This window comes from Paenibacillus sp. J22R232, from assembly GCF_056269165.1.
This window is the reverse complement of record NZ_JBWDNK010000004.1, coordinates 39,842-54,722: the sequence shown is the minus strand read 5'-3', so window position 1 is coordinate 54,722 and position 14,881 is coordinate 39,842. Positions and strand designations below refer to the sequence as shown.

13 protein-coding genes are annotated in these 14,881 nt (G+C 51.0%); 1 reads left to right on the top strand and 12 read right to left on the bottom strand.

The window, feature by feature from the left end:
• Positions 1-245: 245 nt before the first annotated feature.
• The 3 genes from rlmH to AC0YN3_RS14145 form a co-directional block, all read right to left on the bottom strand.
• Positions 246-725: a 23S rRNA (pseudouridine(1915)-N(3))-methyltransferase RlmH gene (gene rlmH, locus AC0YN3_RS14155; RefSeq protein ID WP_441942867.1), complete on the bottom strand. Its 480-nt coding sequence runs from the start codon at positions 723-725 to the stop codon at positions 246-248.
• A 122-nt stretch (positions 726-847) separates the two neighbouring features.
• Positions 848-1,015, bottom strand: coding sequence for a CxxH/CxxC protein (locus AC0YN3_RS14150; RefSeq protein ID WP_183563336.1), 168 nt, complete (start codon positions 1,013-1,015; stop codon positions 848-850).
• Between the two features lie 594 nt (positions 1,016-1,609).
• On the bottom strand, positions 1,610-2,971 hold the full coding sequence (locus AC0YN3_RS14145) for a S1C family serine protease (protein ID WP_475775678.1): 1,362 nt from the start codon (positions 2,969-2,971) through the stop codon (positions 1,610-1,612).
• 160 nt (positions 2,972-3,131) lie between these two features.
• Here AC0YN3_RS14145 and AC0YN3_RS14140 point away from each other — a divergent pair, with 160 nt between their 5' ends.
• Positions 3,132-3,353 (top strand): hypothetical protein, encoded by a 222-nt coding sequence (locus tag AC0YN3_RS14140; RefSeq protein ID WP_183563342.1) that lies wholly within the window; start codon positions 3,132-3,134, stop codon positions 3,351-3,353.
• Here AC0YN3_RS14140 and AC0YN3_RS14135 read toward each other — a convergent pair.
• The 9 genes from AC0YN3_RS14135 to dnaB form a co-directional block, all read right to left on the bottom strand.
• A complete protein-coding gene (locus AC0YN3_RS14135) occupies positions 3,322-4,128 on the bottom strand; it encodes an MBL fold metallo-hydrolase (RefSeq protein ID WP_475775677.1) in 807 nt (268 codons plus the stop codon). The two genes, AC0YN3_RS14140 and AC0YN3_RS14135, sit on opposite strands and share 32 nt — an antisense overlap.
• Positions 4,129-4,160: 32 nt before the next feature.
• Complete coding sequence (gene yycI / locus AC0YN3_RS14130) at positions 4,161-4,916, bottom strand: two-component system regulatory protein YycI (RefSeq protein ID WP_475775676.1); 756 nt, start codon at positions 4,914-4,916, stop codon at positions 4,161-4,163.
• Positions 4,917-4,947: 31 nt separating this feature from the next.
• Entirely contained in the window at positions 4,948-6,396 is a 1,449-nt protein-coding gene (locus AC0YN3_RS14125; RefSeq protein WP_475775675.1) for a YycH family regulatory protein, read from the bottom strand.
• On the bottom strand, positions 6,393-8,243 hold the full coding sequence (gene walK, locus AC0YN3_RS14120) for a cell wall metabolism sensor histidine kinase WalK (protein WP_475775674.1): 1,851 nt from the start codon (positions 8,241-8,243) through the stop codon (positions 6,393-6,395). Before walK ends, AC0YN3_RS14125 begins: the two co-directional genes overlap by 4 nt.
• A 1-nt stretch (position 8,244) precedes the next feature.
• Positions 8,245-8,991, bottom strand: a complete 747-nt coding sequence (yycF, locus tag AC0YN3_RS14115) for a response regulator YycF (RefSeq protein ID WP_475775673.1) — start codon at positions 8,989-8,991, stop codon at positions 8,245-8,247.
• 198 nt (positions 8,992-9,189) lie between these two features.
• Positions 9,190-10,764, bottom strand: coding sequence for a LysM peptidoglycan-binding domain-containing M23 family metallopeptidase (locus AC0YN3_RS14110; RefSeq protein WP_475775672.1), 1,575 nt, complete (start codon positions 10,762-10,764; stop codon positions 9,190-9,192).
• A gap of 141 nt (positions 10,765-10,905) precedes the next feature.
• Positions 10,906-11,655, bottom strand: coding sequence for a hypothetical protein (locus AC0YN3_RS14105; RefSeq protein ID WP_475775671.1), 750 nt, complete (start codon positions 11,653-11,655; stop codon positions 10,906-10,908).
• 165 nt (positions 11,656-11,820) lie between these two features.
• Positions 11,821-13,107, bottom strand: a complete 1,287-nt coding sequence (locus tag AC0YN3_RS14100; RefSeq protein WP_441942859.1) for an adenylosuccinate synthase — start codon at positions 13,105-13,107, stop codon at positions 11,821-11,823.
• A gap of 198 nt (positions 13,108-13,305) precedes the next feature.
• Positions 13,306-14,667, bottom strand: coding sequence for a replicative DNA helicase (gene dnaB, locus AC0YN3_RS14095; RefSeq protein ID WP_183563370.1), 1,362 nt, complete (start codon positions 14,665-14,667; stop codon positions 13,306-13,308).
• Between the last annotated feature and the right edge of the window lie 214 nt (positions 14,668-14,881).

The following is a 14,881-nucleotide window of genomic DNA, read 5'->3' as shown; positions in this document are numbered from 1 at the left end:
TAAGAGTAGATTAAGAGATGCAAAAAAGAGACTGCGTAAAGCTCTAATCTCTTCCGATAGATCTCTAATCTGTACCTCCCGGCATGAAATATAGTGGATTTTTCTGCGGAACGGCATAAACGATTCGGACATATTTTTCTCAAAAGCAAAGACCCCTACAGTCGAAGACTATAGGAGCTCAAACTCTTCATATCTCACTTTTGTTTTACACCCCCGTATATCCTCAACACCCGGATTTTTCGCCGTTACTTGTGGTACGGTTCCCCCCGATTTATCTTCACAGCCCGATAAATCTGTTCCACCAGCACCAGACGCATCAGCTGGTGCGGCAAGGTCATGCGCCCAAAGCTCAGCTTCTGCTGGGCGCGCTGCAAAACAGCGGGAGCAAGACCATTGCTCCCTCCAATAACAAAAGCCACGTGGCTTCGCCCATACGTGGCTAATTTATCGAGCTGGCCCGCGAGATCCTCGCTTGACCAGAGCTCGCCTTCAAGCGCGAGCGCGACTACGTGCGCCTCAGGCTTCAGCTGCGCTAGAAGCCTCTCGCCCTCTCGCTCGCGCACAATCGCTTCCTCCGCCGCACTCATCGTCTCCGGCGCCTTCTCATCGGGCACTTCCGTGAGCGTAAGCTTCACGTACGGCCCGAGCCGCTTGGCATATTCCGCTATGCCAAGCACCAAGTACTTTTCCTTCAGCTTGCCAACGGCAGCTATCTGTATATGCAAACCCGACACTTCCCTTTATGCTAAATAAGTTGAATAAACCATTTACAGGCTGCTATCGCTTTGGTAACCGAATCCTTCTTTCAACCTCGGTTACCAACCAAATGGTTTAAATTTATTCACACCTAAACCACCAAAAAAGTAGCAGGTTCTACGCAAAAATCGCATTTCCGCGGCGGGTCCCAATCTGCGAATTGCGTTTCCTTCAAATCTACGACATCCGGTGCATCCTCATATTCGTCTACAAATCGGTCCAAAGCCGTCTCCATATGCTCTTTACACACACAATACATCGTTTGCACGCTTCCTGTCCTGGTTGATTGTATTTCTGCCTAACGGCTTCGTCTTGCCTAATTATCTTGCTGTGTCTTCATATTTCTTCATATGCCTTGCTATGTCTTGTCAGGTCTTGCTTGTCTACATTTGTCTTTCTTTCTCTTGTCGCTTCTTACAATCTCTTGTCACGTCTTGCTTTGTTCAGTCCGGTCTTGCAATGTGTTGTCTTCCTATATCCTGCTTCAACCATCCATGTTACCATCTTACCAGTCTGTCCAAAAATAACTATACTCAGCATATCAGAAAACGCCTTCCCTTTGAAGTCGACAATTTTCGCAAACGACAAGCATTAGCCTCTATTTCCCCTTATTATCACCATATGCTCTCCGCCTTCTCTTGCCGTGTTTTATTGCCGTGTTCACTCCCCGCTACTCCCACCTACCATATCTCGCTGCAATCACTGTTTCATCCGTCCCTTCTCACAATTTCTCTCTGCACTCACTGTCCCATCTTGATTCTCTTCAATACCGCTCTCCCCCTCCTCCAATTCCAACAAAAAACCGCAGCGCCCCCTACGGTCTCCCGTACGTGCACTGCGGTTATTCGACCATCTATTCCTCGTCTTCCTTTTCGCCAAGCTTGAAGTGTGTCTCATTCAGCTTGCCGTCACGATAGTAAGTAATCTCAATATCATCGCCGATCTTTTTCTTGCCGTACAAATATTTGCGTAGATCCATCGTGCTGCTAATGGATTGGCCGTCGAGCTTCACGATAACGTCATTGAACAGCAAGCCTGCCTCCTGGGCAGGACCAACCGCCTCAAGCACGATCACGCCGTCATAAATGTCATCAGGCAGGTTCAGCTTCGGCAGCGTGCCTTCAATAACGCTATCCGGCTCCTCTTCGGACACTTCATCATCCGGCAGCAGCTCATCTTCGCCCGTATCGCCGTAAGCATCCTCGAAGCCCTGCTGCTCCCAATACTGCTCCAGGTCCATCGTGTAGACGCCCAGATAAGGACGCGGCACATGGCCTTGCTTGATCAGACTCTCCACGATCGGCATAGCTAGGTTAATGGGAATCGCAAAACCGATGCCCTCAACGCCGAGATCGGCAATCTTCATGCTGTTGATGCCAACCACTCGCCCGTTAAGGTCAATAAGCGGTCCGCCGCTATTGCCTTGGTTGATGGACGCATCGATCTGGATAACCTCTTGCTCCCAGTCGTAAACGCCATCCTGATTAAGCGATACCGGTACGATCTGCTTCGTCTTGCTCACGCTTCCCGTCGTCACGGACTCTCCTAGCCCAAGCGGATTGCCGATCGCGATAATATATTCAGCCGGGCGCAGAGCCGAGGAATCGCCAATCTCAGCAACGACATCTATGCCCTTCGCATCGATCTCAAGCACGGCCAGATCGGTAATTTGATCCTTCCCGACGACACGCGCCTCGCGCGTCTCGCCGTTCATTAGAACAACCTTTACCGCCTGCGCCTGATCGATCACATGATAATTCGTAATAATGACTGCTTTGCCATCCTTCTTGCTTATAATGACGCCGGAGCCTACGCCTACCTCGCGCAGCGTTCCTTTCTCCTCAGTGCCCTCGGGAAGCGGCTCTCCCTTGCCTATGCCAAGCGCGAACAGCTGCTGATTAATGACGCTTACGACGGCTGGCCTTACTTTAGCAGAAGCCTGGATCGGACGCTCGAGCGGATCAACCGCCAGCACGCCGCCTGCTGTCGCTACTGCTTCGCCGCCGTTGCCTATCCCGCCTCCGCCGCCGAATACGGCGCCGAACAGCAAGGTCGCGGCCACTGCGCTGGTTATCGAGGATACGAATGCAATGCGGACGTTAGACCACTTTCGTTCCCTGCTTTTATATGGAAAAGCAAAGTCTCCCTTCTTGCTCTCGCGGGCAGCACGCTTGGAAACCTTGGTCGAATAAAAATCATCGTCGAATAAGCTCATTGCTATCGCTCCTCTCGATGTCTTAGACATCAAGACTATTTTTTCAATATAGGAATGTTTTCGGAAGATTTGACTACAATAATAATAGATTCGAACGATGGACAGCAGATCTTTTTCATTCCGCTCACAAACCATTATAAAACCAAGGAGAGATGCCGCAATGAAAGCCAAAACCCCCGCCGCCTGGGAACATGTACAGCTAGCCGCCAAGCTGGCAGATTTGAAGGATGACCACTACCGTACCGTTCTCACATTAAGCGCAATGCTAGAGTTGTTCATAGATAAGGGCATACTTACGAGAGAAGAGCTAAGCGCTAAGGCCGATGCGCTGGATGCGCAGCTCGAGTCGCTTATTTCCGCTTCACTTCATCCCATGGCGTAGGCTTATCGTGGTACGTTGCCCGCAGGGGATGCTCTTCCTTCTTATAAAATATTCCGTGGTCCTCCAAGATAGAATTCACGGTCAGCATCGCTAAATCCATCACGTTATGATCAAGGCTCAAATGAGCCAAATAGACACGTTTCGTTCGATCCGTCATGAGCTCCAGCAGCGCTTCGCCTGCCGCGACGTTGGACAAGTGACCGACATCGCTCAATATGCGGCGCTTCGTATTCCACGGATACCTTCCCATCCGGAGCATCTCGGTATCATGATTGGCCTCAAGCACCAGCACGTCCGAATCGATAATATGACGCTTTACCTTCTCGCTCACATAGCCAAGATCCGTTGCCAGGCTGAGCTTCTCCCCATTCTCCACGAAGCAGTAGCCGACTGGCTCCGCCGCGTCATGCGAGATAGGGTAAGATTGAATGGCCATTGATCCGAAAGTAACTTCTTCTCCCGTTTCCATGAACACACGTTTCTCGGCGGCAATCGTGCCTACATGCCTCTCCATCGCGGCCCATGTTGCCTCATTGGCATAAATCGGCAAGTCATACTTGCGCGCGAATGCGCCGAGACCCTTGATATGATCGGAATGCTCATGCGTCACGAACAGCGCATCGAGCTGATGCCCCGTTATTCCCCGCTCGCGCATGAGCTCATCCAGCTTCTTCGCGCTCATTCCCGCATCGACAATAACCGTTTTTTCGTTACCCTGCACGATTGTCGCATTGCCGGTCGAACCGCTTCCCAATACCGTAAATCGAAGTCCCATAATGCTCTTTCCTGTCCCTTCTCCCGCTCCCGTTAACGTAAACCGTTCGCTGCCGCTTCCCCTTGCGCTTCATCCGTTGCAACCTCGCCGCTTATCGCATGCACATAAAACAAATGGCCGTCCTCCAGCATCACGCGCCAAGATGGTGCGGACACCTGCTTCTCCGAATCGAAGATTTGGCCTTTGTAGCCGAGCTGAATATCCGAAATCACCGCACCATCCGGCAAATACGTTTCAATGAGGCTCGCTACGATCTTAGCTGCCGGAAGCGCCTGCTTGGCTTCGCCTGCGCCGAGCAGCTCTACCCGGTCCTGCAGGAATGATATTATTTTTTGATCGCTGATATACAGCGTCAGCTTCACGTCAAACATGGGCCGCCCGTCCACGACACGATAGAGAACGAACTGGTCCACGCTACTGTTCAATAGATCGAACGCGTATTGGTCAAGCTCGGGAATGCGATTCCCCAGCGTTTTCAACAGTTCTTTTTTGGAATAAATAATGGTACTGTCCACCGGTTTATCCAGAATGACGGGCTCCGCGTTCTTTCGGCTATCGGAGTGCAGGTTGTAAGTTAGATCACCCAGCTCCGGCGTTTCCAGCGGCAGATTGGCTTCTAACGAAATTCGCTTCTGCTGCATAAGCAGCACTTTATCCTGCGGCAGCTCCGCTGTGTTCACGTTCATATTCAGCTGCTCTCTAATATCTAGCCAGAGCTGATAGCCCAGCAACACGTTGAGCAGCAAAAACGAAATAATAAGCACGTTTTTCGCTCGTCCCCAATCCACCCGCCTTCACCCCCCGCCATCTCAAATAACCTTATTTCCCTGTCCCGAAAAACAGGGGGTTCGCTCCTCCGACCGATACGGCTCCTGCACCATTCGCAGCCGTTGCGGTGTCAGCATCCTCTCCACTGTCTTCAGCGGTGCCGCTCATGGATGACTCCACAGCCTGCTTAGGAGGCTCATACCCGCTCGGGTAAGCATCCGTCAGCATTTCCTCCGTTCCGTCAGCTAGGCGTACCGCCCAGATCGGATTGAAACGAAGTCTCTCCTCATCTATCGGCAGCGACTGCAGCGCCGGGAACAACGTCTTCACCTCACTGCGGCGGTCATACCGACTAAGGATGGATTGGAGCTCATCGCCGCCAGGCAGCCATCTCACGGTGCGCGACTCGGAATCCGCGGCAAGCGTAATCAGCGATCTCGCATATTCCGTTACGACCCCCTGCTGCAGCGTTAGCTTCATGTAGCCGTAATGGAACGGGGATGCCGCAAGGACCGGATATTGCTCCACGTATTGCTTGAATCGTATGGCCTTGCCTTCGCCACCCGGCAATGCATTAACGAACCGATGAACGCCGTCCCAACCGCCGTGCTGATTCACAAAGTCTACCGAGGCATACACATTGTCGCTTAATAGATTTTCCGTAATTTGCGGCGCGCTCGGATCGGTATAGCTGATCCACTTGCCGTTCTGTTCTACCTGAAGTCCCCGCTTGCCGTCCGTATAAATCTGCGAGCCGCCCCGATCCTCTAAAGCCCTTGTCGTGCTCGGATCAAAAAACAAGCTGCGCTGCATCGAATCCGGCGAATAGGTCTCATACGGGAACAGCATCTCCGTCGATTGAATCGGCACAGCTGGAACGTATAGCCCGTCTGCGGTCATCGTATATTTCGGCTGGTATTGCCCAAAGCCCACATAATCCTGCACGTCGCGAACCGTTAAGTCGGCACGGACGGACTCATATACCATCTCTCCGTCCGAGCTGAAGAAGAACGTTCTGATCTCTTCCGTACCGGTCGTCTTAAAAATCCAGATGCGGTCGATTGTCTCGTTTAGAAACAGCAGGTCGCCTTCGAGCTTCAGCAGCTTCTGCAGCAGCTCCACCGGAATTCCGTTTTCGAACCGCAGCTCGATACCAATATCGTTTTTCCGAATCTCTTCCCAATTCAGCACGTCTGACGGGCTTCGCTGGAAGCCCTTGAACTCCCTACCCTGAATGCGCTGGTTAAGAATCATGTCGTAGAACTGCGTCCCTGGGTAAATAATCGTATGCTTGTTGCCGCCCAGATGGATAACAAGCGTCTCTGGAAAAATTACGCTCTCCACGCTTCCCGGCGTTCCCATAGGCTCGGAATTCACGTAATCCTGATCGCTTCTGACCGTCGCCCCAAGGCCCGGCATGCTGTAAGCCAGCAAGTAGCTTTGAAGAAGGCTGAGCGCGACGAGCACGATTAGCGTTGTCGTCTTTATTTTCTCCTTCATGCAGGCTCACCCCCTTCTTCCAGCAGCGGGAGCGTGAAGGTCACTGTCGTGCCCTCGTTAAGCTCGGAATGCAGCGAAATAGTTCCGCTATGAGCCTTCACAATTTCCCGGGCAATCGAAAGCCCGAGGCCGGTTCCGCCCATGTTGCGCGAGCGCGCCTTATCAACGCGGTAGAATCGGTCAAAAATCCGATCCAAATCCTTTTTGGGAATCCCGATCCCCGTATCTTTGACGCTGATGGCCAGCAATGCCGAATCGGCCGGCTTCTTCGCCGTTAATTCAATGGTTCCACCGTCCAGCGTGTATTTAATCGCGTTCGAAAACAAATTATCGAGCACCTGATCAATCTGGTCGCGGTCAAGCCACGCTGACTCCAGTCCGTTATCGACCCTCACAGCTGCCTTGATTGACTTTTGCCTAAGCTGAAACGAAAAACGGTCAGCCACCTCGTCCAGCATATCGTGCACGTTAGTCTGCCTGCGCCGCAGTGGCGCCTGATTGGAGTCCAGTCGGGACAGATGCAGCAGATCCGTTACCAGTCTGATCATACGCTCCGTCTCGTTGCGAATGACGCCTACAAACCGCTCCGACAGCTCCCGTTCCTCTAGCGCACCGTCGTTAAGTGCTTCTGCATAGCTTTTGATCGTGGTGAGCGGCGTCCGCAGCTCATGCGATACGTTCGCAACGAACTGGCGGCGCGACTGCTCAAGCTTCTCCTGCTCCGTTACGTCTTGAAGCACGGCTATCGTACCCGTAATGCCTTTGTCGCGGCGATGAATCGGCGTAAAGGTAGCTCGCAGATGCCCTTCCTCGCTGTCGCCCATGTCCTGCTCATCCGCATTGCGAGCGATGAGCAGCGTCTGGCCGCGCCCCTGCTGAAGCTCACTCAGGCGCTGCTCGGACAATTCAAAAACCTCCGGCAATACAAGCCCCTCGAAGGTTCGTACGTCCAGCAGCTCCAGCGCACGTCTATTCCATACGATTACATTGCCGTTCTCGTCTGCCGCAACCACGCCATCGCTCATATTCGATAGAATAGAAGCAAGCTTCTCATTCTCTTCTTCATTCACGGATAAGGCTTCCTTGAGCCTGATTGTCATATCATTGAACGCGACGCTCAAGCTGCCGATCTCATCATCCCCAAGCACGGGCACCTGAAGATCGAACTTACCTTGTGCGATCGCTTCCGCCTGCCGCGTCAGCCCTTGAATCGGACTTGTAATCGTATGCGCCAGCAAAATCCCCAGCACTCCCGTTAAGCCGAGCGCAATGAGCGTACCCGAGAAGAAGATTTGATTGACCCTGTTCACCGTCTCATAGAGCTCATTCATCGAGGCGACGACATAGACGACGCCGACGACCTTGTTGTCATTAATCGTAACCGGCTGCGCGATCATCTTCTTGCGCGTGTTGTCCTCATCTATAATTTCCTGTTCATTGTCCGTTATGTTTTGGAGCGCCCTGCTCACGGCAAGCGACTTATTCTTCTGGCCAATGTACGATTGGTTGCTCTGAACCGAGGTCGCGACCATCTTGCCATTCGAGTCCAGCACCTGAACCTCCGCGCCGCTTATGCTGAACAGGTTGCGAACGACCAGGCTGAGATCCTCGGTCGTGCTCTCTGACGAATCGCCCTCCGTATCCGGCTTGGCAGCAAGGCTTGGAGCTGCGAATTTCGAGAGAATGTCAGCCTGCTCCTTGAGGTTCTTCGTGAAGCTGTCTATCAATGAATTCTTTACCGTGCTGATGAAATAAACGCCGATCAGCTGCATCGCTACGAGAATAAGCAGCAAATAGATAATGACCAGCTTGACTTGAATCGTTCGGAAGAAGCTTTTGCCCTTCATCCTACGCGAAGCCTCCGGACTTGGAATTGCGCATCATATAACCGAGGCCGCGCCGGGTCATAATATACTCCGGACGACTTGGGTCATCCTCAATTTTCTCGCGGAGCCTCCTAATCGTTACGTCTACCGTCCGCACGTCTCCGAAATACTCAAAGCCCCACACCGCCTGCAGCAAGTGCTCGCGCGTCATCACTTTGCCGCTATTGCGAGCCATATAATGCACCAGCTCGTATTCGCGATGAGTAAGATCAAGCGGCTCGCCGTCCTTATAGACGACGTACATATCGGTATCAATAAACAAATTAAACAACTTGAACCCCTGCTGCTCCTGCTCGGCAGGCCCCTCGGAGGAGCTTGCACGCTCGCCATTTGCTCCAGCAGGCTTCTGCTGCCTGCGCAAATGCGCTTTCACGCGCGCCAGCAGCTCACGCGTGCTGAATGGTTTCGTTACGTAATCGTCGGCGCCCAGCTCTAGCCCAAGCACCTTGTCAATTTCCGTATCCTTGGCAGTCAGCATAATAATCGGCATCTGCAGCTTGGCGCGAACCTCGCGGCATACGTCCATGCCATCCTTTACGGGAAGCATCAGGTCAAGCAGAATCAAATCAGGCAGCTCCTCGAATGCGAGCCGCACTGCTTCTCCGCCGTCAAAGGCACAAATGACCTGATGGCCTTCCTTCTCCAAATTAAACTTTATAATATCGGCTATCGGCTGTTCGTCATCGACCACTAATATTTTTCCGTGCATCGCTACACCCGCCCGTCGCTTGTCCTATAATAAACACTTGTAACTTCTATTTTAACACACGTTATCCATTCCTTCACAATGAAACTTCCCTCATGTTAGCAAGGTTTTTCCTTTCATTCTTTTTACGCGCATACTTAAAAAAAAAATCACCTCCGCATAAAGCGAAAGTGATTATTTCTGTTTATATTTGGGTATAAATTATAAGTACTTTAATGGATTCTGAAGAACGCCGTCCTTATGCACTTCGAAATGCAAATGTACGCCCGTTGAGTTTCCTGTGCTGCCCATAATGCCGATAGTATCGCCTTGCTCAACAACGGCGCCTACCTTCGTTTTGTAAGAGCTTAGATGTCCATAAACCGTGGTATAGCCGTTTTTGTGGTTGATAATAATCGTCTTGCCTAGACCTGGCTTCGTGCCGACAAATTCAACAATGCCGTTATCGGAAGCATGGATATTCTTGTTGCCGGTTAAATCAATACCGTTATGCATACGGCCCCAGCGCTTGCCGAACTTGCTCGTCAAACGTGATCCGGATACCGGCATCGCGAAACGGCCTGTTCCTTCGCCGATAATAACCTTTGTACCTCTCTCGACGATTTTAGGCATTGCTTCTTTGATGACTTCTTTTGTAAGAAGCTCCTCTGAGACAACATAACCGTTCTGTTTGGTAATCCGGTACGTTAATCGTTTCGAGCCAGCCGACCCTTCGGAAATAGTTTTCGATTCGCCGACACGCATGTCTGCATTTTTCTTAATCTCAACCGGCGGCTCAATCGTTTCGACCTCCACCAAATTTTCAATGGTCTTAACCGTAAGCTCCGGCTGAAGGACCGTTAGATCGAGTACATCGCCAATCGTTATTTTGTCATCCTTGATCCAAGCATTATTCTTATAGATGACTTCAGGTGAAATATCAAACTTCTGCGCGATACAGCCGACGCAATCCCCGGCCTGTACCGTGTATTTGGTAGGTTGAATGCTGCCTTGCACAAGCATCTTATAGATCGCTTCCGCTTCCATAATCTGCTCTGGATCGATATCGATTGATTCTGTCATAACAGCCTCGATGAATTCGACCTCCGTTACTTCACGCCCTGGCGTCTTAGACGCAGGCTTGGCTTCTTCTGCAGGTGCCGCTTTCTCGTTAGGGTCGAAGGAAAGGGACTTAACTTCCTTCTGATTCTTCTTCGCCGCGGCAAGCTCAGGCGCGAACTTGCTTTGTACGCGCAGCAATACGTCGTCGGCTGTCTGCTGATCCTTCACGATGCCGATTACTTTGCCGTCTACTTTTACTTCTACGCCAACCGCATGAGATGCAAACAAGCCCTCGAGCTTGTCCAATGTGACATCCGTTTCAGGCGTTCCCTTGAAGGCTTGAGTAGCTTCGTATGTAATCGTTCCGGTATCAAGCACCATATTCAGTCCTGGATTTGCTTGCTGAACCTCTTCCGTCTCCAGAAGAACAAGCTGTTCTACTTCCTGTGGGTCGCTTACGGTTCCAACCGCTGTGCCGTTCATATATACGTTATAAAATTCGACTGTGTTTGCTTGGACATATTGGATTCCGCTAAATCCTGCTACTGTGAGGAGAACGAGAGCTCCCCCTGCCAATTGAACCGGTTTCTTCCGCCATATAGGCAATTTGGCCTTATCGCTTGCAGGTTGTTGCTGTTTCTTGCCACTCAAGTGTTGCGATCGGTCACGCCGAAAGTACTGAATCGACTGATTCCATACCTTCTGAATCCGACCCTTGTCCCTGAAAACGGTCATGATTGTCTCCTTTTCGCGCTTATGCAACTATTTTTCTGGCTTCCGACAATAAAAAAAGGCGAATTATCCTGTCGGATCACTCGCCTAATACTTTAACATATGCCCAACAATTGGAGCAACCTTTACAAGACGTTCGTAATATTAATATTTCTTCAGAATGTCCATCATTTGGCTATATTCTGTCTTGTCGAGATGCTGTGCCATGATCTGTTGGATGTCTGTCAGCTCCTGTTCCGTCAGCCCGTTTTCGATAAATTGCGAGATGGTTTGCCATGATTCCTGGGGCAATTTGCTCATTAATAGGCCAAACAGCTCATCCTTGTCCTTGTCGGACATCTGCTCCTTCACTTCCGTCAACTCATCGGTTGTCATTGCCGTCTCGCTGCCATCCATTCCGGCCACGCCTTCCTCTACGACGGTTCCGCTATCTGGCGCCGAACCTGCTCCCGCCTGCGTACCTCCACCAATTCCAATATCCGTCAGCGGAGGATCCGAGGCTTGGCTGAAAGCGTCAACCGATGCCGGTGGATCTTTCTCCGTCTCTTGCTGCGCATTGGCTTCTGTTTTATCCTCAGTAACCTCGTCTGTATTCCCCTCAGTAATCGCTCCTGGAGTATCTTCCTTTTTCGCTTCTGAAGTGTCTTTAGTACTCGCTTGCTCCTGCGTTTCCGTTTGTTCAGCAAGATCCGTCGTGACTAACGGGTCGGCTCCCCAGAGCTTGCCCCATACGCCTGACATGGCCATAGGCGGCACCTCAAGCGGCAGATTGAATTGTTTTAGTATCGACTCTACATAACTAGTAACAATATATCCGGTCGTCCATATGCATAGGAAGCTTAGAATCAGTCCTGAAGCAACCAGCTTACCCAGCCATCCGATTCGTTTCAACATTTGCCACATTCCCTTCGTTGCGCAGCCTATCTTTCTTTTATTTAAAGCTGCCGTTACCATAATCTGTTATATACCATTATGGTCAACAAAAGGGACAGGCATTCTCTCTTATGCCAAAACATGCAAAAAAGGATGGCCATAGGGCCATCCTTCTAAGTTAGCATTCTATTCGTAAATCGGGCGAACCGGGTTCGTTTGCTCGCGGTTGCGTCCTACGGAGAAGATCGCAATCGGAATACCCGTAAGCTCCGATACGCGGTTCAAGTAATTGCGCGTATTCACTGGCAGATCCTCAAGCGTCTTGGCGTTTGAGATATCTTCCGACCAGCCTGGGTGCTCCTCGTAGATCGCTTCGCACTCAGAAACCATTTTGAGGCTTGCTGGATACGTTTCGATCACTTCGCCGCGCAGCTTGTAGCCTGTGCAGATCTTAACCGTTTCTAGACCTGTAAGCACATCAAGTGAATTCAGGGAAAGACCCGTAATGCCGCTTACGCGGCGTGCATGGCGAACGACAACCGTATCGAACCAGCCAACGCGGCGCGGACGGCCTGTTACTGTGCCGTATTCATGGCCTTTATCGCGAATCAATTGGCCGATTTCATTATCCTGCTCCGTCGGGAAAGGTCCGTCGCCTACGCGGGTTGTGTAAGCTTTGGCTACGCCGATGACTTGCTGAATCTTCGATGGGCCTACGCCCGAACCGATACATACGCCGCCAGCCGATGGGTTCGAAGAGGTTACATACGGATAAGTGCCTTGGTCAATATCAAGCATAACGCCTTGCGCGCCCTCGAACAGGACCTTCTGGCCCGCATCGATTGCATCGTTAAGAACAACGGATGTGTCTGTTACGTATTTGCGTAGAACTTCAGCGAATCCGAGGTAGTCGCGAACGATGGAATCCGCATCCAAATGCGAACCTCCGTAGACTTGCTCGATCAATTGGTTTTTTTCGATGATGATGCTGCGAACTCTAGTTTCGAATTCCTCCGCATCCATCAAATCAGCGATACGAATGCCGTTTCGGGCAGCTTTGTCCATGTAGCAAGGGCCGATGCCTTTGCGAGTCGTACCGATCTTGTTGTCGCCTTTGCGGTCTTCCTCAAGACCGTCAAGCACAAGATGGTAAGGCATAATAACATGTGCCCGGTCACTGATTTTCAAGTTGTCCGTGGAGAAGCCGTTATCATGAATATAGTTAATTTCGTCGATCAGCGCTTCCGGGTTGATAACCATCCCGTTTCCGATGACGCAAGTTTTATTATGATTGAAAATACCCGATGGAATCATCGTCAATTTATACTTTTTGTTATCAATAAGGATCGTGTGTCCGGCATTGTTTCCCCCTTGGTAACGAGCGACGACGTCGGCTCCCTCTGCCAAGTAGTCAGTGATTTTGCCTTTACCTTCGTCTCCCCACTGTGTACCAACAACAACAACCGTAGACATAATTATACCCCCGTCCGGTGTTTATAAGCACCGAAAATTACCGTCCAAATGCTGCGTCACGAAATGTCCTTCATAAGAAAGGAAACAATTGCTACGTGATGCCAGTCAAAAGACAGCATTAATAGTGTAGCAGTCCATCTGCGAGAAGTCAAACTAAAAACGAACAATTGCATAGATGCCCATGCAATTGTTCGGATATTAAGAGGCTTGCATCGGATCCTGATGCGCCCGGTCTATGCTGACGAATTTATTGTACTTTTTGAGGAACACCAGCTCAACCGTGCCGACTGGTCCGTTACGCTGTTTTGCGATAATAATTTCGATAATATCCTTTTTCTCGGACTCTTTATCGTAATAGTCATCCCGGTATAGGAAGGATACGATATCAGCATCTTGCTCAATCGAACCTGATTCCCGAAGGTCGGACATCATCGGACGTTTATCCTGCCGCTGCTCGACTCCCCGGCTAAGCTGCGAAAGCGCAATGACCGGTACCTCAAGCTCACGTGCGATTTGCTTCAGCGTCCGTGAAATCTCGGATACCTCCTGCTGCCTGTTCTCGCCCGCTTTACCGCGGCCGGAGATGAGCTGCAAGTAATCAATCATAATCATGCCAAGCCCTTTTTCCTTCTTCAGACGACGGCATTTGGCACGAATCTCCGCTACCGTAATCCCCGGCGTGTCATCAATAAAGATTTGGGCTTCCGACAAGGAGCCAATCGCCATCGTCAGCTTCTCCCAATCGTCGCCTTCCAGATGTCCTGTACGCATGCGCTGTGCATCAACATTCGCTTCGGCGCAGATCATACGTTGAACCAGTTGCGCCGCTGACATCTCCAGACTGAATATGGCCACGGTCTCTCGGGCGCGCACGCCGACGTTTTGCGCCACGTTCAGCGCGAATGCCGTTTTACCTACGGAAGGACGGGCAGCAACGATAATCAAATCGCTTCGCTGGAAGCCGGCGGTCATCCGGTCTAGATCGGTAAAGCCCGAAGGTATGCCCGTCGTGCCTCCCTTATCCTGGTAAAGCTGCTCAACCTTCTCGAACACCTCCATCAGTACGTCCCTGATGGAGATGAACCCGCTGCCGGAGCGGCGATTCGATATCTCTAGAATTTGTTTCTCTGCGTCCCCAAGCAGGACGCCGACATCATCGGAATTGGCATATCCATCGGAGACGATATTGGTCGCGGTCCGAATCAAACGCCGAAGCATCGATTTCTCTTCGACGATCTGCGCGTAATAATCAACGTTCGCCGCTGTCGGCACCGAATTGGCCAGCTTCGCCAAATAGCTGACGCCGCCGATTTCTTCAAGCAGATGCTGATCCTGCAAATGCGCGGTCAAGGTCACGAGATCGACCGGTTGGTTGTTCTCGGCTATCTCAACCATCGCTTCGTAGATTTGTCTATGGGGACCGCTGTAGAAATCTTCGCTGCGCACCCGCTCCATCGCCGTAATGAGCGCTTCCGACTGCAGCAATATGGCTCCGATAACAGCTTGTTCAGCCTCTAGATTTTGCGGTGGAACTCGGTCAAACATCAGCTCGTTACTCATTGGGAACCTCCTAAAAGGTTTGCGTAGCAAACCTACTTCGTAAGCATTAACTTAAGGTTTGCGTAGCAAACCTACTTCGTAAGCATTAACTTAAGGTTTGCGTAGCAAACCTACTTCGTAAGCATTAACTTAGGGTTTGCGTAGCAAACCTACTTCGTAAGCATTAACTTAGGGTTTGCGTAGCAAACCTACTTCGTAAGCATTAACTTAAGGT

Bases quoted from the DNA above. Each gene is read 5' to 3' on its own strand.
- AC0YN3_RS14150 (WP_183563336.1), bottom strand. From the start codon at position 1,015: ATGTATTGTGTGTGTAAAGAGCATATGGAGACGGCTTTGGACCGATTT.
- AC0YN3_RS14145 (WP_475775678.1), bottom strand. From the start codon at position 2,971: ATGAGCTTATTCGACGATGATTTTTATTCGACCAAGGTTTCCAAGCGT.
- AC0YN3_RS14140 (WP_183563342.1), top strand. From the start codon at position 3,132: ATGAAAGCCAAAACCCCCGCCGCCTGGGAACATGTACAGCTAGCCGCC.
- AC0YN3_RS14135 (WP_475775677.1), bottom strand. From the start codon at position 4,128: ATGGGACTTCGATTTACGGTATTGGGAAGCGGTTCGACCGGCAATGCG.
- AC0YN3_RS14125 (WP_475775675.1), bottom strand. From the start codon at position 6,396: ATGAAGGAGAAAATAAAGACGACAACGCTAATCGTGCTCGTCGCGCTC.
- walK (WP_475775674.1), bottom strand. From the start codon at position 8,243: ATGAAGGGCAAAAGCTTCTTCCGAACGATTCAAGTCAAGCTGGTCATT.
- yycF (WP_475775673.1), bottom strand. From the start codon at position 8,991: ATGCACGGAAAAATATTAGTGGTCGATGACGAACAGCCGATAGCCGAT.
- AC0YN3_RS14110 (WP_475775672.1), bottom strand. From the start codon at position 10,764: ATGACCGTTTTCAGGGACAAGGGTCGGATTCAGAAGGTATGGAATCAG.
- AC0YN3_RS14105 (WP_475775671.1), bottom strand. From the start codon at position 11,655: ATGTTGAAACGAATCGGATGGCTGGGTAAGCTGGTTGCTTCAGGACTG.
- AC0YN3_RS14100 (WP_441942859.1), bottom strand. From the start codon at position 13,107: ATGTCTACGGTTGTTGTTGTTGGTACACAGTGGGGAGACGAAGGTAAA.
- dnaB (WP_183563370.1), bottom strand. From the start codon at position 14,667: ATGAGTAACGAGCTGATGTTTGACCGAGTTCCACCGCAAAATCTAGAG.